The sequence below is a fragment of the Burkholderia sp. L-4 genome, assembly GCF_056856535.1.
This window is the reverse complement of sequence record NZ_JBXEOX010000003.1, coordinates 669,879-691,665: the sequence shown is the minus strand read 5'-3', so window position 1 is coordinate 691,665 and position 21,787 is coordinate 669,879. Positions and strand designations below refer to the sequence as shown.

General features: G+C 67.4%; 21 protein-coding genes. 12 read left to right on the top strand and 9 right to left on the bottom strand.

Annotated elements, in window-relative coordinates; all coding sequences use genetic code 11:
* The first annotated feature begins 401 nt into the window (after window positions 1-401).
* A complete protein-coding gene (locus AC1VVG_RS33635; RefSeq protein ID WP_059561294.1) occupies window positions 402-1,826 on the top strand; it encodes an aminotransferase-like domain-containing protein in 1,425 nt (474 codons plus the stop codon).
* Window positions 1,827-1,884: 58 nt separating this feature from the next.
* Here AC1VVG_RS33635 and gcvA read toward each other — a convergent pair whose 3' ends face one another.
* Window positions 1,885-2,805, bottom strand: a complete 921-nt coding sequence (gcvA, locus tag AC1VVG_RS33630) for a transcriptional regulator GcvA (protein ID WP_124608189.1) — start codon at window positions 2,803-2,805, stop codon at window positions 1,885-1,887.
* A gap of 125 nt (window positions 2,806-2,930) precedes the next feature.
* Between gcvA and AC1VVG_RS33625 the strand changes: the two genes are divergently transcribed.
* A complete protein-coding gene (locus AC1VVG_RS33625; RefSeq protein ID WP_482837553.1) occupies window positions 2,931-4,277 on the top strand; it encodes an aminotransferase class III-fold pyridoxal phosphate-dependent enzyme in 1,347 nt (448 codons plus the stop codon).
* A complete protein-coding gene (locus AC1VVG_RS33620) occupies window positions 4,274-4,408 on the top strand; it encodes a hypothetical protein (protein WP_264172389.1) in 135 nt (44 codons plus the stop codon). The genes AC1VVG_RS33625 and AC1VVG_RS33620 overlap by 4 nt, the downstream gene beginning before the upstream one ends.
* Before the next feature lie 2 nt (window positions 4,409-4,410).
* Here AC1VVG_RS33620 and moaD read toward each other — a convergent pair whose 3' ends face one another.
* From moaD to fdhD, 5 genes are all read right to left on the bottom strand, one after another.
* On the bottom strand, window positions 4,411-4,668 hold the full coding sequence (moaD, locus tag AC1VVG_RS33615; RefSeq protein WP_034190508.1) for a molybdopterin converting factor subunit 1: 258 nt from the start codon (window positions 4,666-4,668) through the stop codon (window positions 4,411-4,413).
* A 52-nt stretch (window positions 4,669-4,720) separates the two neighbouring features.
* Window positions 4,721-5,293 (bottom strand): molybdenum cofactor biosynthesis protein MoaE, encoded by a 573-nt coding sequence (locus AC1VVG_RS33610; RefSeq protein ID WP_034190507.1) that lies wholly within the window; start codon window positions 5,291-5,293, stop codon window positions 4,721-4,723.
* Window positions 5,294-5,340: 47 nt separating this feature from the next.
* Entirely contained in the window at window positions 5,341-6,465 is a 1,125-nt protein-coding gene (gene moaA / locus AC1VVG_RS33605; protein ID WP_482837552.1) for a GTP 3',8-cyclase MoaA, read from the bottom strand.
* Window positions 6,466-6,664: 199 nt separating this feature from the next.
* Entirely contained in the window at window positions 6,665-7,879 is a 1,215-nt protein-coding gene (locus tag AC1VVG_RS33600) for a molybdopterin molybdotransferase MoeA (RefSeq protein WP_482837551.1), read from the bottom strand.
* On the bottom strand, window positions 7,876-8,748 hold the full coding sequence (gene fdhD, locus AC1VVG_RS33595; protein ID WP_482837550.1) for a formate dehydrogenase accessory sulfurtransferase FdhD: 873 nt from the start codon (window positions 8,746-8,748) through the stop codon (window positions 7,876-7,878). The genes AC1VVG_RS33600 and fdhD overlap by 4 nt, the downstream gene beginning before the upstream one ends.
* Window positions 8,749-9,154: 406 nt before the next feature.
* Here fdhD and AC1VVG_RS33590 point away from each other — a divergent pair, with 406 nt between their 5' ends.
* The 4 genes from AC1VVG_RS33590 to AC1VVG_RS33575 all read left to right on the top strand — a co-directional run bounded on the left by AC1VVG_RS33590 (window position 9,155) and on the right by AC1VVG_RS33575 (window position 13,154).
* Window positions 9,155-10,555, top strand: a complete 1,401-nt coding sequence (locus tag AC1VVG_RS33590; protein WP_069705799.1) for a cytochrome ubiquinol oxidase subunit I — start codon at window positions 9,155-9,157, stop codon at window positions 10,553-10,555.
* A 3-nt stretch (window positions 10,556-10,558) separates the two neighbouring features.
* Window positions 10,559-11,566: a cytochrome d ubiquinol oxidase subunit II gene (gene cydB, locus AC1VVG_RS33585; RefSeq protein WP_059561279.1), complete on the top strand. Its 1,008-nt coding sequence runs from the start codon at window positions 10,559-10,561 to the stop codon at window positions 11,564-11,566.
* 160 nt (window positions 11,567-11,726) lie between these two features.
* On the top strand, window positions 11,727-12,647 hold the full coding sequence (locus AC1VVG_RS33580; protein WP_034190501.1) for a bestrophin family protein: 921 nt from the start codon (window positions 11,727-11,729) through the stop codon (window positions 12,645-12,647).
* 93 nt (window positions 12,648-12,740) lie between these two features.
* Complete coding sequence (locus tag AC1VVG_RS33575; RefSeq protein ID WP_049031105.1) at window positions 12,741-13,154, top strand: VOC family protein; 414 nt, start codon at window positions 12,741-12,743, stop codon at window positions 13,152-13,154.
* A 9-nt stretch (window positions 13,155-13,163) separates the two neighbouring features.
* Here AC1VVG_RS33575 and trpS read toward each other — a convergent pair whose 3' ends face one another.
* Together trpS and AC1VVG_RS33565 are read right to left on the bottom strand one after the other, a co-directional pair.
* A complete protein-coding gene (gene trpS, locus AC1VVG_RS33570) occupies window positions 13,164-14,177 on the bottom strand; it encodes a tryptophan--tRNA ligase (RefSeq protein WP_175028497.1) in 1,014 nt (337 codons plus the stop codon).
* A gap of 214 nt (window positions 14,178-14,391) precedes the next feature.
* Window positions 14,392-14,553 (bottom strand): hypothetical protein, encoded by a 162-nt coding sequence (locus AC1VVG_RS33565; protein WP_176730054.1) that lies wholly within the window; start codon window positions 14,551-14,553, stop codon window positions 14,392-14,394.
* A gap of 703 nt (window positions 14,554-15,256) precedes the next feature.
* Between AC1VVG_RS33565 and AC1VVG_RS33560 the strand changes: the two genes are divergently transcribed.
* The 4 genes from AC1VVG_RS33560 to argE all read left to right on the top strand — a co-directional run bounded on the left by AC1VVG_RS33560 (window position 15,257) and on the right by argE (window position 18,943).
* On the top strand, window positions 15,257-16,579 hold the full coding sequence (locus AC1VVG_RS33560; RefSeq protein WP_482837549.1) for a flavin-containing monooxygenase: 1,323 nt from the start codon (window positions 15,257-15,259) through the stop codon (window positions 16,577-16,579).
* An 84-nt stretch (window positions 16,580-16,663) separates the two neighbouring features.
* Entirely contained in the window at window positions 16,664-17,101 is a 438-nt protein-coding gene (locus tag AC1VVG_RS33555) for a RidA family protein (RefSeq protein ID WP_034190498.1), read from the top strand.
* 8 nt (window positions 17,102-17,109) lie between these two features.
* Window positions 17,110-17,787 carry a DUF1028 domain-containing protein gene (locus AC1VVG_RS33550; protein ID WP_482837548.1) on the top strand — a complete coding sequence of 226 codons (678 nt, stop codon included), beginning with the start codon at window positions 17,110-17,112 and terminating at the stop codon, window positions 17,785-17,787.
* Window positions 17,780-18,943, top strand: coding sequence for an acetylornithine deacetylase (gene argE, locus AC1VVG_RS33545; protein WP_482837547.1), 1,164 nt, complete (start codon window positions 17,780-17,782; stop codon window positions 18,941-18,943). The genes AC1VVG_RS33550 and argE overlap by 8 nt, the downstream gene beginning before the upstream one ends.
* A 45-nt stretch (window positions 18,944-18,988) precedes the next feature.
* Here the strand turns inward: argE and AC1VVG_RS33540 are convergent, their stop codons facing one another.
* Complete coding sequence (locus AC1VVG_RS33540; protein WP_034190495.1) at window positions 18,989-19,921, bottom strand: LysR substrate-binding domain-containing protein; 933 nt, start codon at window positions 19,919-19,921, stop codon at window positions 18,989-18,991.
* A 403-nt stretch (window positions 19,922-20,324) separates the two neighbouring features.
* On the opposite strand from AC1VVG_RS33540, the gene AC1VVG_RS33535 reads away from it, so the two are divergent.
* Entirely contained in the window at window positions 20,325-21,746 is a 1,422-nt protein-coding gene (locus AC1VVG_RS33535) for a purine-cytosine permease family protein (RefSeq protein ID WP_069705795.1), read from the top strand.
* Window positions 21,747-21,787 lie beyond the last annotated feature (41 nt).

The window sequence follows — 21,787 nt, the reverse complement described above, 5'->3', positions numbered from 1 at the left end:
GCACTCCCGTCGAGACGGTCGGGCGAATGCCCGTGTCGCGGTCGTTCCAGGCCGATCCGGCCGCGCCGCGCGCGGTTTCCGGCCGCCCGGCCATTTCATAAGACGTACAGTTCTCCCGCCATGCGCGATTCGCGCCGAACTGTACTCTTGTTCGCGTGGTCGATGTGTGTACTCGCCGCCAACTGTTCTGCTCTTAAGATTCCACCATCAAGTGCACAGTGCCGCGGATCCAGTCGTACCGGAACCCTGCCGGCGCATCTTCAAGAGAGAGCCGCGATGGAAAAGGCAAAACCGGAGGGAAGGATCAGGAATCACGACGGCCCGGTCGGCGGGCGAAACACGTGCGTGCCGGACGCACACGGCAGGGCGGCGCGGCTGCGCATGCCGGCGGGAGACGCACGATGAAACTCTACGAAAAACTCGCGGACGACATCGAGCGCCTGATCCGCCAGGGCGTGTACCGGCACGGCGACCGGATTCCGTCGGTGCGGCAGGCGAGCCAGCAGCACCGGATCAGCATCACGACCGTGCTGCACGCGTATCTGCTGCTGGAAAGCCGCGGGCTGCTGGAAAGCCGGCCGCAGTCGGGTTATTTCGTGAACCTGCGCCGCGACGACGGCCACGCGCCGGTGCGCGAGCTGCGGCCGTCGAAGCCGATCGCGATCTCGTCGTCGGTCGACGTGAGCCGGCTCGTGCTGTCGACACTGCGTTCGATCGGCACGGACGACGCGGTGCCGCTCGGCTCGCCGTATCCGGACCCGAGCCTGTTTCCGTTCGAGAAGCTGAACCGCTACGCGTATGCGGCCGGCCGCGACAAGTCGCTGTGGGGCGTGACGGACGGGCTGCCGCCCGGCCATCCGCGCCTGATTCGGCAGATCGCGCGCCGCTACCTGGAAAACGGGATGTCGGTGGACCCGAACGAGATCATCGTGACGGTGGGCGCGACGGAGGCGATCAACCTGTGCCTGCAGGCGGTGGCGAAGCCGGGCGACACGATCGCGGTGGAATCGCCGACGTTCTACGCGATGCTGCACGCGATCGAGCGGATGGGGATGAAGGCGATCGAGGTCGCGACGCATCCGGAGTACGGGATCGACATCGCGGCGCTGGCCGCGATCGCGAAGTCGCAGCCGATCGCGGCGTGCATGGTGATGCCGAACTTCCAGAACCCGCTCGGGTTCCAGATGCCCGACGAGCGCAAGCGCGAACTGGTTGAGTTTGCAACGAAAACCGGCATGCCGATCATCGAGAACGGCGTGTACAACGAGCTGTATTTCGGCGATACGCATCCGAGTTCGCTGAAGTCCTACGACCGGACCGGGATCGTGCTGCATTGCTCGTCGTTCTCGAAGAGCCTGACGGCCGCGTACCGGATCGGCTGGGCGTTGCCGGGCCGCTATCGCGATCAGGTCGAGAAGCTGAAGTTCCTGAACACGCTCGCGACGCCGTCGCTGCCGCAGCTGGCGATCGCGGAGTTTCTCGAACGCGACGGCTACGAGCATCACCTGCGGCGCTTGCGCAAGGCGTATGCGCAGCAGGCGAACCTGATGCGGGCGATGGTGTCGCGGTTCTTTCCGGAGGGCACGCGCATCTCGAGCCCGGCGGGCGGGTACGTGCTGTGGGTCGAGCTGCCCGCGCAGGTCGACGCGATGCGGCTGTACCAGCTCGCGCTGGAGCAGGGCATCACGATCGGCCCCGGCTACATGTTCTCGATCACCGACAACTACCGGAACTTCATCCGCCTGAACTACAGCAGCCCGTGGTCGCCGGAGATCGAGCAGGCGGTGATCGCGGTCGGGAAGCTGGCCGCCGCGTGCATGCGGTGATCGGGCGGGCGAGGTGGAACGCGGGCGTCGGTATCCGCCGCGCGGCGATTCGCGTCGTTCAAGCCCAGCCGGCTTCCGAAAACGACCGTGCGGCCGATCGCAGCCAACTGCAGAAGGCGTCGACTGGCGGCCGTGCGGTTGCCGCGCGTGTCGTCAGCAGGTGGTAGCTGTAGGGTCCCTGTACCGGCTTGCCCGGCGCCATGGCCAACAGCCCCTGCCTGACCGCATCGGCGGCGAGGACGTCCGACGCCACCGCCACGCCTTGGCCCGCGATCGCGGCATCGAGCGTGAGATAGGTGTGCGAGAAGCTCGGGCCCTGTCGCAAACGGGTCGCGCTCGCGTGTACGTTCTGCATGCGGCACCAGCGCACCCAGTCCACCTGCTCCGGAATGCGGGCCTCGTATTCGTCATGCAGCAAGGTTGCCCGCAAGATATCGTCCACGGTGTGCAACGCCCGGCACACCAGAGGTTGACCGACCGCCAGGAACGTCTCCGACATCAGTTTTTCCGCGACGAGCCCCGGATAGGGGCCCGAGCCCAGCCGGATCGCCACGTCCACCCGCTCGCGGCTGAAGTCGACGGCGGGCACCGAGGCCAGCAAGCGCACCTCGATGTCGGGATGCAGCCGCCTGAACTCACCCAGGCGCGGCATCAGCCAGCGGGTCACGAACGATGGCATCGCGGTGACCGTCACCTCCGGGGCGTCCGCGGCCTGGCGGATGCCGAGCGACGCACGCTCGAGCTCGTCCATCAAGCGCTCGATTTCCAGGAAGTACCGCCGTCCGATGTCCGTCAACTGGACGGACCGGGCGCCGCGCATGAATAGCGGCGTTCCCAGCCATTCCTCCAGCAGCCGTACCTGATGCCCTACCGCACCGGACGTGACGCATAGCTCTTCACCCGCCCGGGCGAAGCCGCCATGGCGCGCCGCCGCCTCGAATGCGCGCACGGAGAGCAGGGGCGGAATTTGTCGTGCCATGACTAAGTTAAATTGAGGCTCAGTGTCGAAACGTTTGATTTGTTGTGCGTGAAATGCGTGCTTAATCTATCAGCCTCACATCACGAGGCTCAGAAATAGTGAGCCATGACATTTCCGGAGTCAACATGGATCTACGCATTCACGGCGAGTCGGATCGCGCGCTCGCGCCGTCGTTTCGAAAGGTGCTCGTTCCCTGGGCGGTCCAGGGCGGACTCAACCCGCCGGTCATTACGCATGCGCAGGGATGCTACTTCCACGATGCGAACGGCAAGCGCTATCTGGACCTCACCAGCGGTTATGTCGCGGTGTCGTTGGGCCATGGCCATCCGAAGGTCGTCCAGGCGATCCAGGCACAGGCCGAGCGCATGTGCTGGGTCGCATCCAGCTACTTCAACGACGTGCGTGCCGAATACGCTGGACTCCTGAACAGTGTTTCGCCGTGGCCGGAAGGACTGCGTGTGCATTTCACGTGCGGCGGAGCCGAGGCGAACGATGACGCGGTGAAGATCGCCCGGCTGGTGACAGGCAGGCCCAAGGTGCTGACTGCCCATCGGTCGTATCACGGCAGCACCATCAGCGCGAGCGCGATGACGGGCGTGGACCGCTGGCGCGATCCTTTCCCGGCGCTCCCGGGCATGGTGAAGTTCTTTGCACCGTATCCGTACCGCAGCCCCTTTTACACGTCGAATCCGGTCGAGGAGACGCGCCGTGCCCTCGATCACCTTGCGCGCGTCCTGTCGCACGAAGGCGCGCAAAACGTCGCCGCGATCCTGATGGAGCCGATGACCGGGTCCAGCGGTGTGGTCGTCTACCCACCGGGCTACCTCGAAGGCGTTCGCAACCTGTGCGACCGGCACGGCATCCTGCTGATCTTCGACGAGATCATGACGGGCTTCGGGCGCACGGGGGCATTGTTCTGCGCCGAGCGTGTCGGCGTATTGCCGGACCTGATTTCGTTCGCCAAGGGGGCCAGCTCTTCGGATACACCCCTCGGCGGTGTCCTGGTGCGCGAAGGCGTGGCCCGCCACTTCGATACCGAACTCTTCGACGTGGGCCACACGCACGCGGGCCACGTGCTGGCGGTCGCCGGCGGGCTCGCCGCGCTGAAGGTCTATCTGGAAGAGGGTTTGTTCGACCGGGCGCGCGAGATCGAAGGCTGGTTGCGCGACGGTCTCGGCGATCTCGCAGACCGTCATCCGTCGATCGGGGACGTGCGGGGCATGGGTGCCCAGTTCGGCATCGAGCTGGTGCGCGACCGGGACACGCGCGAGCCGCTCGTCGAGTGGCACCACCCGGCGGGATCGGCGCCGATGCGGGCGTTCTATGGCGAGCTGCTGAAGCGCGGCGTCCACGCGTACGGGCGCTACAACGTGGTGATCGTGACGCCGCCGCTGGTCATCTCGCGCACGGAGCTGAACGAGGGGCTGGACGCGCTCGACGCGGCGCTGACGGTGCTGGAGGCTGCCCGATGAGCGACGAGGACATCCTGTATCGCGAGGCGCGCGGCGTGGCGACCGTCACGATCGACCGCCCGTCGGTGTACAACGCGTTCCGGGCCAGGACGGTCGAGGATCGCCGTCGAAACGGGCGGCGTGCGTGGTGAGCTCACCCACCCGTCACCGGCGGAAAGAACGCGACCTCGCTATCCTCCCGCACGACGAATTCCCCGGTCACCATTTCGAGGTTCACGGCGGCCCGAACGGGGCGGTCCATCCGCAGTGCGTCCGCGCTGCGCGCGTCGCGCGCGGCCAGCGTGCCGCGCAGCGCGTCGACGGTGAGTTCGCGCGCATCGATCTCGACGGTTTCCTCGTCGAGCGCCAGTTGTTCGCGAATGCTTGCGAAATATTTGATCTTCAGTTTCATTGCGATGTCTCGAGCAGGAGCGGCGGAATCGGAAAGCGCGAAGTGGACGCGGTCAGCCCCAGCGCCGCATCGCGTGGTCGTCGTGGGCCTTCGCCTCGACCCAGCCGGATTCGCCGTCGTGCCGGATCTCCTTCTTCCAGAACGGTGCGTGGGTTTTCAGGAAATCCATCAGGAATTCGCACGCATCGAACGCGGATGCGCGATGCGCGGCGGCCACGACGACCAGCACGACCGGCTGGCCGAGCGGAATGCGGCCGACGCGGTGCACGATCCTGACCGCTTCGAGCCGCCAGCGTGCCGTGGCCTCCTCGACGATGCTCCACAGTGCCTGCTCGGTCATCGTCGGGTAGTGCTCGACTTCCAGCGCGACGACGTCGTCGACGTCGCCTTCCTTGCGCACGACCCCGAGAAAATTCACGACCGCCCCGACATTCGGATTGCGAACGATCGGTGCAAGCTCCGCGCCCGCGTCGATCGGCGCATGCTGCACGCGTACTTCGAAGCCGGCGGCAATGGCGGGCGCCGGTTCGGGAGGCGGGTCGGTCGCGTCGGCGGGCGGCGGGGCGCTGCCGGCTGGCAGCGGATCGTCCGGCAGCCCGGCGCGGGATTCGGTGAAGGTCGTCATGACAGGTTCTCCAGTGGGCGGCGCATCCTGTATCGCGCGGCGGCCCGTCAGCCGCCGACGAGCGACATGCGCACGGTCGGATAGGTCTTGCCCGGCGTGCGGGCCGGCCGCGCGGCCCGGTGCTCGGAATAGCGGTCGTCGCGCCGCGTCCAGCGATCGCGCACGGCGGCCGCGAGGTCGGCGGTCGATGCCGCATCGTCGAGCCACGGCCGCAGGTCGGTGCCCTGCGTCGCGAACAGGCACGTATAGAGCTGCCCGTCGGCGGATACGCGGGCGCGCGAGCAGGTGCCGCAGAACGGATGCGACACGCTCGCGATGAAGCCGACTTCGCCCGCACCGTCGATGTGCGCGCAACGGATCGCGGTCGCGTCGTGCCCCGGTTCGCCGACGAGCACGAGCGGATGGTGTTGTTCGATCAGTTCGCGCATGCGCGCGGCCGGCACGACCTTGTCGCCGGACCAGAAGCTCGCGCCGCCGACGTCCATGTATTCGATGAAGCGCACGGCCACGCCCGACTGCCGGAAGTGGCGCACGAGCGGCAGGATCTGGTCGTCGTTCACGCCGCGCTCGATCACCGCGTTGACCTTGACCGGCGCGAGCCCGGCAGCATGCGCGGCTTCGATGCCGGCCAGCACGCGCGACACGGGCACGTCGGCGTCGCTCATCCGGCGGAATACGGCGTCGTCGAGCGCGTCGAGGCTCACGGTCACGCGCGACAATCCGGCGTCGCGCAGCGCGCGTGCCTTCGCGGCGAGCAGCGAACCGTTGGTCGTCAGCGCGATTTCGACGGGATTGCCGTCGACGGTCGTCAGCGCGGCGAGCCGTTCGATCAGTGCCTCGAGGTTGCGGCGCAGCAGCGGCTCGCCGCCCGTGATGCGGATCTTCTCGACGCCGAGCGACGTGAACGCACGTGCGATCTTTTCCAGTTGCGCGAACGACAGGCGCTCGGACGACGGCATGAACGCATAGTCCGAACCGAAGCTTTCGCGCGGCATGCAGTAGCCGCAGCGGAAGTTGCATTGGTCGATCACGGACAGGCGCAGGTCGCGCAGCGGGCGTCCGAGCGTGTCGGACGGGCGGGGAAAGGCGCCGGGCGCTGCGCCGCCGGATGATGCGGCGGCGGCCGGCGCGGCTGAAACGATGGCGTTCACGATCGGTTCGTCGGCCTGCATGAAGTAAGCGGAGGGGCGTCGCCGGTCGGCCGTGCGTGTACCGACGTGTCGGCGCACAGGTCGTGACGAGCCTCAGCGTGAGCATAGTCCGCCGGGTTGGGCCGGCAGAGGCACAATCGCGCCCGAATTGCAGGAATACAGTTCGCCGTGCGGCGGGCGCGGCGCATGGGTCGCATCGGGCGCGTGATGGGCGTCGCGCTCATGCGAGCCACGGCGCGAATTCGTAATACGGTACCGCGTCGCCGCGCGCGATGGCCCGCCCGGCCGGCAGCCGTGCGAGCCCGCTCGCCTGCACGAGCGACTGCAGCGTGCAGGCGCCTTGCTGGCGCAGCGTATCGAGCACGGGCGCGCCAGCGGCACCGACCGTGCAGCGCACCCGTACGAAGCGTTCGCGCTGCGCATCCGGCTCGAAGTCCGTGTCGATCGGCAGCGCCGGCACGGCCTGCAGGCGCGCGTCGCGCCCCTGCAGGCAGCGGATCAGCGGCGCGACGAACAGCGCGAACGCGGTCATGGCAGCCCCCGGATTGCCGGGCAGCAGCACCACGGGCCGCGTGTCGAGCCGCGCGAGCGCGACCGGCTTGCCGGGCTTCATCCGCACACCGGTGACGATGAACGATGCGTCGAGCGCGGTCAGTGCGGGGCGCAGCAGATCCTTGTCGCCGACCGATGCGCCGCCGACGCAGATCACCAGGTCGCAACCCGCATGCAGGTCGCGCAACGCACGATCGACGGCCGCCGCCGTATCGGCCGCATGCACGTTCATCGCGACGCGGGCACCGGTGCCCGACACGAGTGCGGCGAGCATCGGCGCATTGCTGTTGTAGATCTGCTGCGGCGCGCGCGGCTGGCCGCATGCGACGAGTTCGTCGCCGGTCGTCAGGAGGCCGACGCGCAGCGCCGGGCGCACATCGATGCGCGCGAAACCTTGTGCGGCCGCCACGCCGACGTGCATCGCGCCCAGCCGCGCGCCGGCCGGCACCAGCAGGTCGCCGGTACGCACTTCCTCGCCCCGGCGGCGGATGTGCGATCCGGTGCGCGGCGGGGCATCGAACGCGACCCAGCCGTCCCGTTCGTGCGCGTGCTCCTGCATCACGACGGTGTCGGCGCCGGGCGGGATCAGGCTGCCGGTGAAGACGCGCGCAGCCGTGCGGGCGGCCAGCGGCATCGGCGTGTCGCCCGCATAGCAGCGTTGCGCGACGCGCAGCGGCTCGCCAGGCGAGACGTCCGCGCGACGCACGGCATAACCGTCCATCGCGCTCTGGTCGGCCGGCGGCTGGTCGAGCACGGCGGTCAGCGGCGCGGCCAGCACATGGCCGGCCGCTTCGGCGACCGGCAGCGAGGCGCTCGCCGCAAGCGGCGCAAATGCGCCGGCGAATTGCTGCTGCGCGGTATCGAAATCGAACAGGTGTTTCATGACGAGTGGGCCGGGTGCGCGGGCGCAAGCGCCGGTTGATCGGGGTGAACGGCGTCGGGCGACACGTATTCGACGAAGCCGTCGTTGCGGCAGAAGCCGAGCAGGCGCACGCCGGCTTCGCGAGCGACGTCGATCGCCAGCGACGTCGGCGCCGAGATCGTCGCGATCATCGGGATGCCGACCCGCGCGGCCTTGCGTACCAGCTCGTAGCTCGCGCGGCTCGACAGGAACACGAAGCCCGCGCCAAGGTCGGCGCGGCGCCGCGCGAGATGCCCGATCAGCTTGTCGAGCGCGTTGTGGCGGCCGACGTCCTCGAACACGGCGCGCACGGCGCCGTCGCGGTCGCACCACGCGGCCGCGTGGATGCCGCCCGTCTCGCGCATCAGCGTCTGGTGGGCCGGCAGCGTGCGCGCGGCGCGTGCAATCGCGTCGGCGCCGATGCCGGCAGCCGCGCCGGCGGGCGCGATGCGCGGCGGGTGCAGGTCGAGCTGCGCGATGCTTTCGATCCCGCAGACGCCGCAACCGGTGCGGCCGGCCAGCGCGCGCCGGTGCGCCTTCAGCGCCATGAACGCCTGCTGCGACACGGTGAGCCGCACCTCGGCGCTGCCGGGGCGGCATTCGCTTTCGATGTCGAAGACGTCCGACGCACGCTCGACGATGCCTTCGCTCAGCGCGAAGCCGAGGCCGAACGCATCGAGGTCGATCGGCGTCGCCATCATGACCGTATGCGAGATGCCGTTGAACACGAGTGCAACCGGCGTTTCGTCGACGACGCGATCGACGGTGTCGCGCGTTTCGCCGGCACGATGGCGCGTCACCTGACACGCGGTGCTGCCGGTCGGATCGTCGATGGGGGGGCGGGACGCCATGCGGGTTTCTCCAGTCGGATCGGCCGGCGTGTACGCCGGACGACGGAAATCGGTGCTGCCGGGCGGGCGCCGGGGGCGGCGCACTACCGCGTCGGGCAGGCGTTGCATAACATGTTAAGTGGAGTGAACAGCGCGCCGGAGACACAGCGCCGCCACGCGGAAAGCAGTACAGCTGACCATCCCGCAGGCACGAAATGTGTTTTCCGTGCACACATCTTCGGCGACGGAAGCAGCACAGTTTCAGCGCACGTTCGAGTGATTGCGAGTATCGTGGCAAACGCGATATCGTCACTCACGCTTCGATGCCGTGCGAGGGTCCGTTGACGTTCGCATGTGTAGTCGCCAAGCCGTCGCGCGATTTCCTGCTTCGGGCGTACGTCCTCACAACCACGAGCAAATTACGGTCATGGAAATCTTCGATGCATTCCATCTCGCCCGATTGCAATTCGCATTCACGGTGTCGTTCCACATCGTGTTTCCCGCGATCAGCATCGGCATGGCGAGCTTCCTGGCGGTGCTGGAATGGCGTTATCTCGTCACCGGCGACGCCGCCTACAAATCCATGTTCCAGTTCTGGTCGAAGATCTTCGCGATCGGCTTCGGGATGGGCGTGGTCTCCGGCGTCGTGATGGCGTACGAGTTCGGCACCAACTGGGCCGGCTTTTCGCGCGTCGCGGGCAACATCACGGGGCCGCTGCTCACGTATGAAGTGCTGACTGCGTTCTTCCTCGAGGCCGGCTTCCTCGGCGTGATGCTGTTCGGCTGGCAGCGCGTCAGCCCGCGTGCGCACTTCTTCGCGACGCTGATGGTCGCGGTCGGCACGCTGATCTCGACGTTCTGGATCCTCGCGTCGAACAGCTTCATGCAGACGCCGCAGGGCTACAAGATCGAAAACGGCCTGGTCGTGCCGGTCGACTGGTTCAAGATCGTCTTCAACCCGTCGTTCCCGTACCGTCTCGTGCACATGACGATCGCGGCGTTCATCGTCGCGGGTTTCATCGTCGCCGCGTGCGGCGCGTGGCACCTGCTGAAGGGCCGTCGCGACGAGCCGGTGAAGCGCAGCTTCTCGATGGCGCTGTGGATGCTGCTGGTGCTCGCGCCGATCCAGATCGTCGTCGGCGACGCGCACGGGCTGAACACGCGCGAATACCAGCCGGCGAAGATCGCCGCGATCGAGGGGCTGTGGGAAACCGAGAAGGGCGGCACCGCGCTGAACCTCGTCGGGCTGCCCGACATGCAGGCCGAAACCACGCGCTATGCGATCCAGGTGCCGCACCTCGGCAGCCTGATCCTCACGCACAGCTGGGATGGCGAGATTCGCGGGCTGAAGGAATTCCCGCCGCAGGACCGCCCGTATTCGCCGATCATCTTCTGGACGTTCCGGATCATGGCCGGCCTCGGGATGCTGATGCTGCTCACCGCGCTGCTCGGGCTGCTGCTGAGAAAGGGCGGGCGCCTCTATGAGACGCGCTGGTTCCAGTGGTTCGTGGTGGCGATGGGGCCGTCGGGCATCGTCGCGCTGCTGGCCGGCTGGATCACGACCGAGGTCGGCCGGCAGCCGTGGACGGTGTACGGCGTGCTGCGCACCATCGATTCGGTCGCGCCGCTGAGCGCGCAGCAGGTCGGCGTGTCGCTGCTGATCTTCGTGGTCGTCTATTTCCTGGTATTCGGGACGGGTATCTACTACATGATGAAACTGATGAGGCGCGGGCCGGCGGCCCAGGCCGGGTACATCGAGCTGCACCGGCATCCGGGGCTGCGCAAGAGCGCGCTGTCCACGCCGCTGAACGTCACCGAAGCGGAGTAAGCCATGCACATCGATCTTCCTGTCGTGTGGGCCGCGATCATCGGCCTCGGCGTATTCATCTACGTGATGCTGGACGGTTTCGATCTCGGGATCGGCCTGCTGTTTCCGTTCTTCGACGCGAAGGCCGAGCGCCAGGTGATGCTCGACACCGTCGCGCCGGTGTGGGACGGCAACGAGACGTTCCTCGTGCTCGGCGGCGCGGGCCTCTATGGCGCGTTCCCGGTCGTGTATTCGACGCTGCTGCCGGCGAACTACCTGCCGCTGGTGCTGATGCTGGTCGGCCTGATCTTCCGGGGCGCGGCGTTCGAGCTGCGCGCGAAGGCCACCCGCACGCAGCACATGTGGGATCTCGCGTTTATCGGCGGCTCGGCGCTCGCCGCGTTCTGCCAGGGGATCGTGCTCGGTTCGCTGCTGCAGGGCATCAAGATCGAGAACAACCAGTTCGCGGGCGGGCCGTTCGACTGGCTGTCGCCGTTCAGCCTGCTGTGCGGGATCGGCGTGCTCGTCACGTATGCGACGCTCGGCTGCGGCTGGCTGATCCTGAAGGTCGACGGCGAGCTGCAGCGCAAGATGCGGCTGCTGATGAAGCCGCTCGCGGGCGTGCTGCTCGCCGTGATGGGCGTGGTGAGCCTGTGGACCGTGATCGGGCTGCCGGCCGTCGCGCACCGCTGGTTCGGCAGCGGCAACCTCGTCTGGTTCCTGCCGGTGCCGGTTCTCGTCGTCGCATGCGTGTGGGGCATCTTCCACACGGTGAAGCGCGCGCACGAGGCGACGCCGTTCCTGCTGACGCTCGCGCTCGTGTTCCTCGGCTACACGGGGCTCGTGATCAGCATCTGGCCGAACATCGTGCCGCCGTCGCTGACGATCTGGGACGCGTCGTCGAGCCATTCGAGCCAGCTGTTCGCGCTCGTCGGCACCGTGATCGTGCTGCCGATCATCCTCGTGTACAACGCGATGCAATACCGCGTGTTCCGCGGCAAGGTGCGCGAGGGCGACATCGGTTATCACTGAGCGGCATGCGAGGTGACGGGGCGCGGCGTGCGCGTATCATCACGCGCAGCGCGGCGCCCGGCACGGCATCCGACGGAAAGCGGCCCGCCATGCGCGGGCCGCTGCGCATCGGGTGCGGGCGCAACGGGTTGCGTATTCCTTTGGCAGTCGAGAAAACATCATGATCGTCCGACCACGACAGAACTGGCTCAGGATGCTGTTCGTATGGAACGGCTCCGTGCTCCAATCGATCATTCCGCAGCTCGTGTTCATGGCGATCGTCAGCACGCTGGCGGTCTTCACGAACGGGCGCATCTTCGGCGAGAAGATTCCGCTCAACACCGCGCCGTTTACGCTGTTCGGGCTCGCGCTCGCGATCTTCCTCGGGTTTCGCAACAACGCGAGCTTCGAGCGTTTCAAGGAGGCGCGGCATCTGTGGGGCAACCTGCTGATCGCCGCGCGCGCCGTGACGTCGCAACTGCATCGCTACCTGCCCGACGGCGTGAGCGACGCCGAGCGCAACCGGCTTGCCGACCTGCTGATCGCGCTTGCGTATGCGCTGAAGCATCAATTGCGTCATACCGACCCGACCGCGGACCTGCTGCGCATTCTCGGGGCGGAGCGCACGGCCGCGCTCGGCGGCAAATGCTACAAGCCGGTCGCGATCCTCGACGAACTGCGCGGCGGCATCGTTCGTGCGCTGGGCCCCGCGCCCGGCAGCGGCACGACCTGCTGGATGTTCGAGACACAACTCGACGAGCTCGGCAAGTCGGTGGGCGGTTGCGAGCGCATCCTGTCGACGCCGATCCCGTTTTCATACAGCGTGCTGCTGCATCGCACCGTCTATGCGTATTGCGTGCTGCTGCCGTTCGGGCTCGTCGATTCGACGGAGTTCTTCACGCCGCTGATCTGCGTGTTCATTGCCTACACGCTGATCGCGCTCGAAGCGATCGCGAACGAAGTGGCCGAACCGTTCGGCCTTGCGCCGAATGCGCTCGCGCTCGACGCGATCACGCGCACGATCGAGCGGTCGGTGCTGGAACTCGGGGATCGGCCGATGCCGGAGGAGTTCGTGCCGGCGTCGACGTATCAGATCACGTAGGGAGCGTGGTCGGTAGTGTAGTCGTCGGTAAGGTTGATCGGTCCGACCGGGAGGGGTTGTGTAGACTCGTGCTCGTTCAATGGAGCCTACACCATGCAACTGCTTGATCACGTGTCGATCGGCGTTCCGGACATCGACCTGGCACGCCCCTTCTACGATGCCGTCATGACTGCGCTGGGCGCGACCAAGGTCTATGACCGGCCCAATGCGCTCGGCTATGGCGAACGTTGCAGCGCGAACGACCCTGCATCGACTTTTCTGGCGGTGTATCTGGATCCCGCCGAAATCGGGACGAGCAAGCGGCACTGGTGTTTCAAGGCCGCGTCCCGCGAGCAGGTGCATGCGTTCTTCGAGGCTGGCCTTGCCACGGGCGGCCAGTCCGACGGCGACCCCGGATTGCGGCCGCACTACCACGGCGACTACTACGCGGCCTTTCTGGTCGATCCGGCCGGCAACCGGGTCGAGGCCGTGTGTCATGCGGCGGTGCCGGCGCGCGAGCGGCCGTGACGGCGCTGCTCAATCGAAATACGTGAGCCCCATCGCGCGCTTCACCTCCGCGATCGTTGCACCCGCCACTTCCCGTGCGTGCAGCGTGCCGCGCTTCAGCGTCGCCATCACCTCGGCCTTGTCGGCCTCGAACTCGCGGCGGCGCGCGCGGATCGGCTCGATCAACGCCTGCAGCCGCTCGTTCAGCACGCGCTTGACGACGCTGTCGCCGAGGCCGCCGCGGCGATAGTGGGCCTTCAGTTCGTCGACCTTCGCGACGTCCGGCTCGAACGCATCGAGGAACGTGAACACGACGTTGCCCTCGACCTGGCCGGGATCGCTCACGCGCAGGTGGTTCGGATCGGTGTACATGTCCTTCACGGCCTGCGCGATCTCGTCCGGCGTCGAGCCGAGCGTGATCGCATTGCCGAGCGACTTGCTCATCTTAGCCTTGCCGTCGATGCCCGGCAGCCGCGTGACCGACGACAGCACGGCCTCGCATTCGACCAGCACCGGCTGCTCGACGGTCGCGTTGAAGCGGCGCACGAGTTCGTTGGTCTGTTCGATCATCGGCAACTGATCGTCGCCGACCGGCACGTGCGTCGCCTTGAACGCGGTGATGTCGGCTGCCTGGCTCACCGGGTAGGTCAGGAAACCGGCGGGGATGTCGCGCTCGAACCCGCGCAGGCGGATCTCTTCCTTGATAGTCGGATTGCGTTCGAGGCGCGCGACCGTGACGAGGTTGAGCAGGTATTGCGACAGCTCGGCGAGTTCGGGCACCTGCGACTGCACGACGATCGTCGAGACCGCAGGGTCGATACCGACGGCGAGGTAGTCGAGCGCGACCTCGATCACGTTCTCGGTGACGCGCTGGCGGCGGCCCATGTTGTCGGTCAGCGCCTGCGTATCGGCGAGCAGCAGGAATTGCTTCGCTTCGTGCTGCATCTGCACGCGCGCGCGCAACGAGCCGACGTAGTGGCCGAGATGCAGCGGGCCGGTCGTGCGGTCGCCGGTGAGGATGGTCGGGCGGGTGGGTTGCGTCATGGTCGTCGTTGGCTCCGGGTTGTCGAAGGCGCCAGCCATGATGTCGGTGCGGTGCGGAAACGCAAATGCCGCCATGGCTGGCGGCATCACGTTTGGGACATGCAAAAGGAAACGGGCCGCCTGGGTCAGGCGCGCCACCAGCAATGCACGATCGGCGAGGCGGGTTGGGTTTCCATCGCGCAAGTATAGCGTAGTGCGCGGCCGGGCGTGCGCGTCAGCGGATCATCGACTCCATCGCGAGGTACGCGGTTTCGGCGGACGGCCACAGCAGGTACAGCAGGCCGACCATCAGCAGCCACGCGCCGGCGCGGACGAGCGGCGTGCGGTCTTTGTCGCGCTGCGGGGCAGGGCGGGTGGGCGGGTTCGAATTTTTCATGCTTGCAGGCGCGGGGCGCGCCACTCCAACGGTTACTGCAACGGGTCGCGCGGGGCGACGCCGGGGTGTTGCGGGGTTCTACGGGGCTGGGTGCCGTCTGAGACACCAGGTCGCCGAGGGTGCGTTGGCGAGGTTAGCCGGTCGTGGGACATAAAAGGGAACGATCGAGTGTCGCGTATCCGCTTCCATGCCGATGTGACGCGCATGCTACCAGTTCGACGATGCGGACACAGTCAAGAATTGTCGGGCGGCTCGATCGGCTCTCCGTCGGTCCGGCGAGGCAGACTATCGCCGCGGGCTCACGGAGCTCGAGCAGTGGGTCGAGCTTGCCCGTGGATACGCCGTCGCAAGCGTGAATCGTGAGTGGGTGACGCTGTACTGGCGGATCGGTGGCGACGTTCTCGAACGCCAGGAACGACAAGGGTGGGGCGAAGGTCATCGATCGGCTGGCGCAGGACCCGAAGGCTGCGTTTCCCGACATGCGGAGATTCTGCCCGCGCAACCTGAACGACGTATGGGCTCTGCTGCAAGCGTGGTCATCGTCGGTACCTCCATCGCTCCCGCCCCAGCTTTTTTCTCGTCAACACCAACAAAAAACATCATTTCGCGCCAGGCGGCCTGTCCGCAGAATGTCTCCATTCCCACTCGCCCGACAGCACGAACGTCGCAGCGAGCCGCACGTCAGAAGCTGAAGGAGACAGCCGTGGCAGTCGAAACAACCTCAATCGATACGCTCGTCGTCGGCGCCGGGCAGGCCGGCGTGGCCATGAGCGAGCATCTGGGCAAGCTGGGCGTGCCCCATCTCGTGCTGGAGCGCAGCCGCATCGCCGAGCGCTGGCGCACCGGGCGCTGGGATTCGCTGGTCGCGAACGGCCCCGCGTGGCACGACCGTTTCCCGGGGCTCGAATTCGACGGCCTCGATCCCGATGCGTTCGCATCGAAAGACCAGGTCGCCGATTACTTCGAAGCGTATGCGCGCAAGTTCAACGCGCCGATCCGCACGGGCGTCGACGTGACGAACGTCGTGCGCAACACCGGCAAGCCGGGCTTCGTCGTCGAGACGTCCGACGGCACGATCGAGGCGAACCGCGTGGTCGTCGCGACGGGGCCGTTCCAGCGCCCGGTCGTTCCGCCGATCGCGCCGGACGATGCGCGCCTCGTGCAGATCCATTCCGCCGACTATCGCAATCCGGGCCAGCTTCCGGACGGCGCGGTGCTGGTGGTCGGCGCCGGCTCGTCGGGCGTGCAGATCGCCGACGAGCTGCAGCGCGCGGGTCGGCAGGTGTATCTGTCGGTCGGGCCGCACGATCGCCCGCCGCGCGCATATCGCGGCCGCGACTTCTGCTGGTGGCTCGGCGTGCTCGGCGAATGGGACAAGGAAGTCGCGACGCCCGGCCGCGAACACGTGACGATCGCGGTGAGCGGGGCGTGCGGCGGCCACACGGTCGATTTCCGCGCGCTCGCGAACCAGGGCGTGACGCTCGTCGGGCTGACGAAGTCGTTCGACGGTGGCGTGGCCGTATTCGAACGCGATCTCGCGGTCAATCTCGCCCGCGGCGACGAGAACTACCTGTCGCTGCTCGACGCGGCCGATGCCTACGCGGCACGCAACGGCCTCGACCTGCCGGAAGAGCCGGAAGCGCGGCGCATCCTGCCGAACCCTGACTGCGTCGCGCATCCGATCCTCGCGCTCGATCTCGCCGGCGCGGGCGTCACGTCGATCGTCTGGGCGACTGGCTACGCAGTCGACTACGGTTGGCTCAACGTCGACGCGTTCGCGCCGAACGGCAAGCCGCAGCACCAGCGCGGCGTGTCGAAGGAGCCCGGCATCTATTTCCTCGGGTTGCCGTGGCTGTCGCGGCGCGGCTCCAGCTTCATCTGGGGCGTGTGGCACGACGCGAAACACATCGCCGATCACATCGTCACGCAACGCAAGTACCTCGCGTACCACGACGCGTCGCAGCGTCGCGTGGCAGCCCAGCAGGCACCGGCCGACGCGCGCCCGCTCGCCGAAGCGACGAACTGACCACCTGACGGACCGACACGCATCCGCTGCGCCGCGGCCGCTCCCGGCGCGGCGGGCGTACCCACCGACACTCGAAGGACCTCGATGAGCCAGCCTACCCATACGCGTATCCGCATGTTCAACACCAAGGATACCTACCCGAACCAGACGCTCGACAACGACCTGTGCCAGGCCGTGCGCGCCGGCAACACCGTCTACGTGCGCGGCCAGGTCGGCACCGATTTCGACGGCAACCTGATCGGTCTCGGCGATCCGCGCGCGCAGGCCGAGCAGGCGATGAAGAACGTCAAGCAGCTGCTGGAGGAAGCCGGCAGCGACCTCACGCATATCGTGAAGACGACGACCTACCTGATCGATCCGCGTTATCGCGAACCGGTGTACCAGGAAGTCGGCAAGTGGCTGAAGGGCGTCTATCCGATCTCGACGGGGCTCGTCGTCTCGGCGCTCGGCCAGCCGCAATGGCTGATGGAGATCGACGTGATCGCGGTGGTCCCCGACAACTGGCAGCCGAACCGCGCATAGGAGGCGACATGACTTTCTCCATCGTCGGGCGCTGCCCGGAGACGGGCCAGCTCGGGATCGCGATCAGTTCGTCGAGCATCGCGGTGGGCGCGCGCTGCCCGTGGGTGCGCGCGGGCGTGGGCGCCGTCGCGACGCAGAACATCACGCTGCCGGCGCTCGGGCCGCAGATTCTCGATCTGATCGAGCACGACCAGCTTGCGCCGGCCGCGGCGCTCGACCGCGCGCTCAGCGCGAACGGCTGGAGCCAGTACCGGCAGGTCACGGTGATCGACGGGCAGGGGCAGACGGCGTGTTTCACCGGTAAGGAAGCGCTCGGCACCCATCACGCGGTGCAGGGCGAGCAGTGCGTGGCGGCCGGCAACCTGCTGGCCGCGCCGGCCGTGATCGACGCGATGGCGCGGGCGTTCGAACAGGCGCACGGCCCGCTCGCCGATCGCCTGCTGGCCGCGATGCATGCCGCGATGGCGGCCGGCGGCGAAGCCGGTCCGGTACATTCGGCCGTGTTGAAGGTGGCCGGCGACGTGACCTGGCCGATCGTCGACCTGCGCGTCGACTGGGCCGATACCGATCCGATCGGGCAACTCGATGCGCTGTGGCGCGCGTATCGGCCGCAGATGCAGGACTACCAGACGCGCGCGCTGAACCCGACCGCCGCGCCGAGCTACGGAGTGCCGGGCGATGAGTGACACGTCGAGCCGTGCGCTGCTCGAACGGCTGGTCGGTTTCGCCACGGTCAGCCGCGATTCGAACCTCGAGATGATCGGCTTCATCCGCGACCATCTCGCGGGTTTCGGCGTGGCGAGCGAGCTGTTCTACAACGCCGAGCGCACGAAGGCGAGCCTGTACGCGACGATCGGCCCGCGCGATCGCGGCGGCGTCGCGCTGTCGGGTCACACCGACGTGGTGCCCGTCGACGGGCAGGCGTGGACGGTCGAGCCGTTCCGGCTGACCGAGCGCGACGGCCGCCTGTATGGCCGCGGCACGGCCGACATGAAGGGCTTCATCGCGTCGGCACTCGCGGCCGTTCCGGCGTTCGTGTCGCGGCCTTTGAGCATGCCGGTGCATTTCGCGTTCTCCTATGACGAGGAAGTCGGTTGCCTCGGCGTGCGGCCGATGCTCGACGTGCTGGCCGCGCGCGAGCATCGGCCGCGGCTGTGCCTGATCGGCGAGCCGACCGAACTGAAGCCGGTGCTCGGTCACAAGGGCAAGCTCGCGATGCGTTGTCACGTGAAGGGCGCCGCGTGTCACTCGGCGTACGCCCCGTCGGGCGTCAACGCGATCGACTATGCGGCGAAGCTGATCGGCCGGCTCGGCGAGATCGGCGCGGCGCTCGCGCGACCCGAGCGGCACGACGGCCGTTTCGATCCGCCGTTCTCGACCGTGCAGACGGGACTGATCAAGGGCGGCCGCGCATTGAACATCGTGCCGGCCGAATGCGAGTTCGATTTCGAGGTGCGTGCGCTGCCGGATTTCGACGCGCACGACGTGCCGAGGACGCTGCAGGACTACGCGGAATCCGAGCTGTTGCCGAAGATGCGTGCGGTGCAGCCCGATACCGACATTCGCTTGCAGGCGCTGGGCGCGTATCCTGGGCTGGCCACCGCGCCGGACAGTGAAGCTGCGCGCCTGCTCGCGATGTTGAGCGGTTCCGACGCATTCGGCACGGTCGCGTTCGGCACCGAGGGCGGACTGTTCGGGCAGGCCGGCATTCCGACCGTGGTGTGCGGGCCCGGCAGCATGGACCAGGGGCACAAGCCCGACGAGTTCGTCACGCTCGAGCAACTGCACGGTTGCGACGCGATGCTGGATCGCCTGGCCGCGCATCTTTCCTCGGCGGCCTGAGCCTGCAGCCTGGATGCATGCGCCGCGTCCCGCGGCGCGTGCGCTTCACGTTCCTTGTCGCGCCGATTCCGCGACGATTCGCGCGAGCCGTTCACGGCAGAAATCGACGAACGACTGCGCCTGCTTCGTGAGCTGTCCCCGCTTCAGCCGTGCGCTCACGAGCCCCGACGGGCTCACCGTTTCGCTGAGGCCGATCGTCACGACGCGCTGGCCGTCGTACGTGTATTCGGAATGCGGGCGCGTGACGAGCAGCGAGAAGCCGAATCCCTGGCCGACCATGCCGCGCACCATCTCGATCGACGGCGAGCCGAACACGATGTTCGGCGTGAGGCCGAGTTCATGGAACAGGCTGACGAAATACGTGCGGCTGGGCTGCACGTCGAGCAGGATCATCGGCTCGACGCACAGGTCGCGCAGCGACACGTGCGCCTGGCCGGCGAACCGATGGTTCTCCGGCAGCAGCACGTACGGCTGTTGCGGCGGCATCAACGGTTCGGTCTCGATCGTGCCGTCGAGATCGTGGTCGTACATGAGGGCGAGATCGAACGTGCCGGACGTCAGGCCCTGCACGAGTTCCTGCTGGTCGCCGTCGCGCAGCCGGATGTTCACGCCCGGGTAGCGCTCGCGAAAGCCCGCGATCAATTGCGGCAGGTAGAGCGGCGCGACCGTCTCGAAGCAGCCGATGTCGATCTGCCCGGTAATCACGTCGTTGTCGGCGAGTGCGTTCTGTTCGAATTCGTGCGCGATGCGCAGCAGCTCCTGCGCTTTCCGGTAGAAGCGCGTGCCGGACGGCGTCAGCGACACGCCTTGCGCGTGATGGCGGATGAACAGCTTCACGCCGAAGCTTTCCTCCAGCCCCTTGATCGCGCTGGAAATCGACGGCTGCGCGATGAAGAGCTGACGCGAGGCTTCGGCGACGCTGCCGGATTCGACCGTCGTGATGAAGTATTTCAGTTGCCGCAAAGTGTAGTGAGCCACAAGCACCTCTGATGCCCGGCCCCGGCGTGCCGCCGCGGGCGCATGCGCGTTCCATGGGGAAACAGACCCTGGCACCTTACCCGAAGTCGTTCGGCGCCGGAATTTCCGCTGCAGAGCTTTTTCGTATGTCGCGGAAATATTTTTAGTATTTTCCGGCCGCGACGGTCGTGGCGCACCATCGTCTCCAACCTGGATCACGACGCTCGCGAAGCGGCCACGCCCACGCCGGCGGGACATGTCATCCGTCCCCGCCGGCGTGCCTCGTCCGCTTCGTTCGACGCCGCCGCGCATGCACGCGGCGCGTCGTCGCTCGCGTATCCGGACCCGATTGCAGGCGCGCACCCCGACGCGCGCCGGCGGAAACGGCACGCGCGCATCGGCGCGCAGGACAGGAGACTTGACCATGACGAACGCGGAACGCAATGCGTCCCCGATGATAGAGAAGCACACGATCGGCTATGTGCCGCCCGCAGAGCGCCACGGCAAGGTGCGCGACCTGTTCACGCTCTGGTTCGGCGGCAACATCGCGCCGTTGCCGATCGTGACGGGTGCGCTCGGCGTGCAGATGTTCCACCTGAACCTGATGTGGGGCATCGTCGCGATCGTCGTCGGCCAGGCCGTCGGCGGCGTGCTGATGGCGCTGCACTCGGCGCAGGGGCCGCAGATGGGCATCCCGCAGATGATCCAGAGCCGCGCGCAGTTCGGCTCGTGGGGCGCGCTGCTCGTCACGGTGATCGCGGCCGTGATGTACGTCGGCTTCTTCGCGTCGAACATCGTGCTGGCCGGCAAGTCGGTACACGGCATCGCGGCGTCGGTGCCGGTGCCCGTCGGCATCGTGATCGGCGCGGTGGGCTCCGGGCTGATCGGGATCGTCGGCTACCGGTTCATCCACATCCTGAACCGCATCGGCACGTGGGTGCTCGGCATCGGCATCTTCGTCGGCTTCTGGATGATCCTCTCGCACGTGACGACCGACGATTTCCTGACGCGCGGCGGCTTCGACTTCGCGGGCTGGCTCGCGACGGTGTCGCTGTCGGCGTTGTGGCAGATCGCGTTCGCGCCGTACGTGTCGGACTATTCGCGTTATCTGCCGGAGAACGTCGGCGTCGCGTCGACGTTCTGGGCGACCTATCTCGGCTGCACGATCGGCTCGACGCTCGCGTTCATCTTCGGCGCGGTCGCGGTGCTCGCGGTGCCGGCCGGCGCGGACACGATGGACGCCGTCAAGCAGGCGACGGGCCCGCTCGGCCCGCTGATGCTCGTGCTGTTCCTGCTGAGCGTGATCAGCCACAACGCGCTGAACCTGTACGGCGCGGTGCTCGCGGTCATCACGTCGGTGCAGACGTTCGCGTACAAGTGGATTCCGACCGCGAAGGCGCGCGCGGTGGTGTCGGTCGTGATCTTCGTCGCTTGCTGCTACGCGGCGATCGGCGCGTCGACGAACTTCGTCGGCAACCTCGTCGATCTCGTGCTCGCGCTGCTGGTCGTGCTGGTGCCGTGGACGGCGATCAACCTGATCGACTTCTACGTGATCCACAAGGGCAAGTACGACATCCAGTCGATCTTCAGGGTGGACGGCGGGATCTACGGCCGTTTCAATCCGCAGGCGCTGCTCGCGTATGCGATCGGCATCCTCGTGCAGATTCCGTTCATGAACACGCCGATGTACGCGGGCCCGATTCCCGCGCACCTGGGCGGTGCGGACCTGTCGTGGCTCGTGGGGCTGCTGCTGACCTCGCCGCTGTACTACTGGCTCGCGACGCGCGACAGCGCGTATCGGCGCCGGCAGGGTGCGGCGCACCTGCCGCCGACGGCAGCACGCTGAAAGGCGAGGAGGGCCGCCGCCCGGGTTGCGGCGCGCGGCGG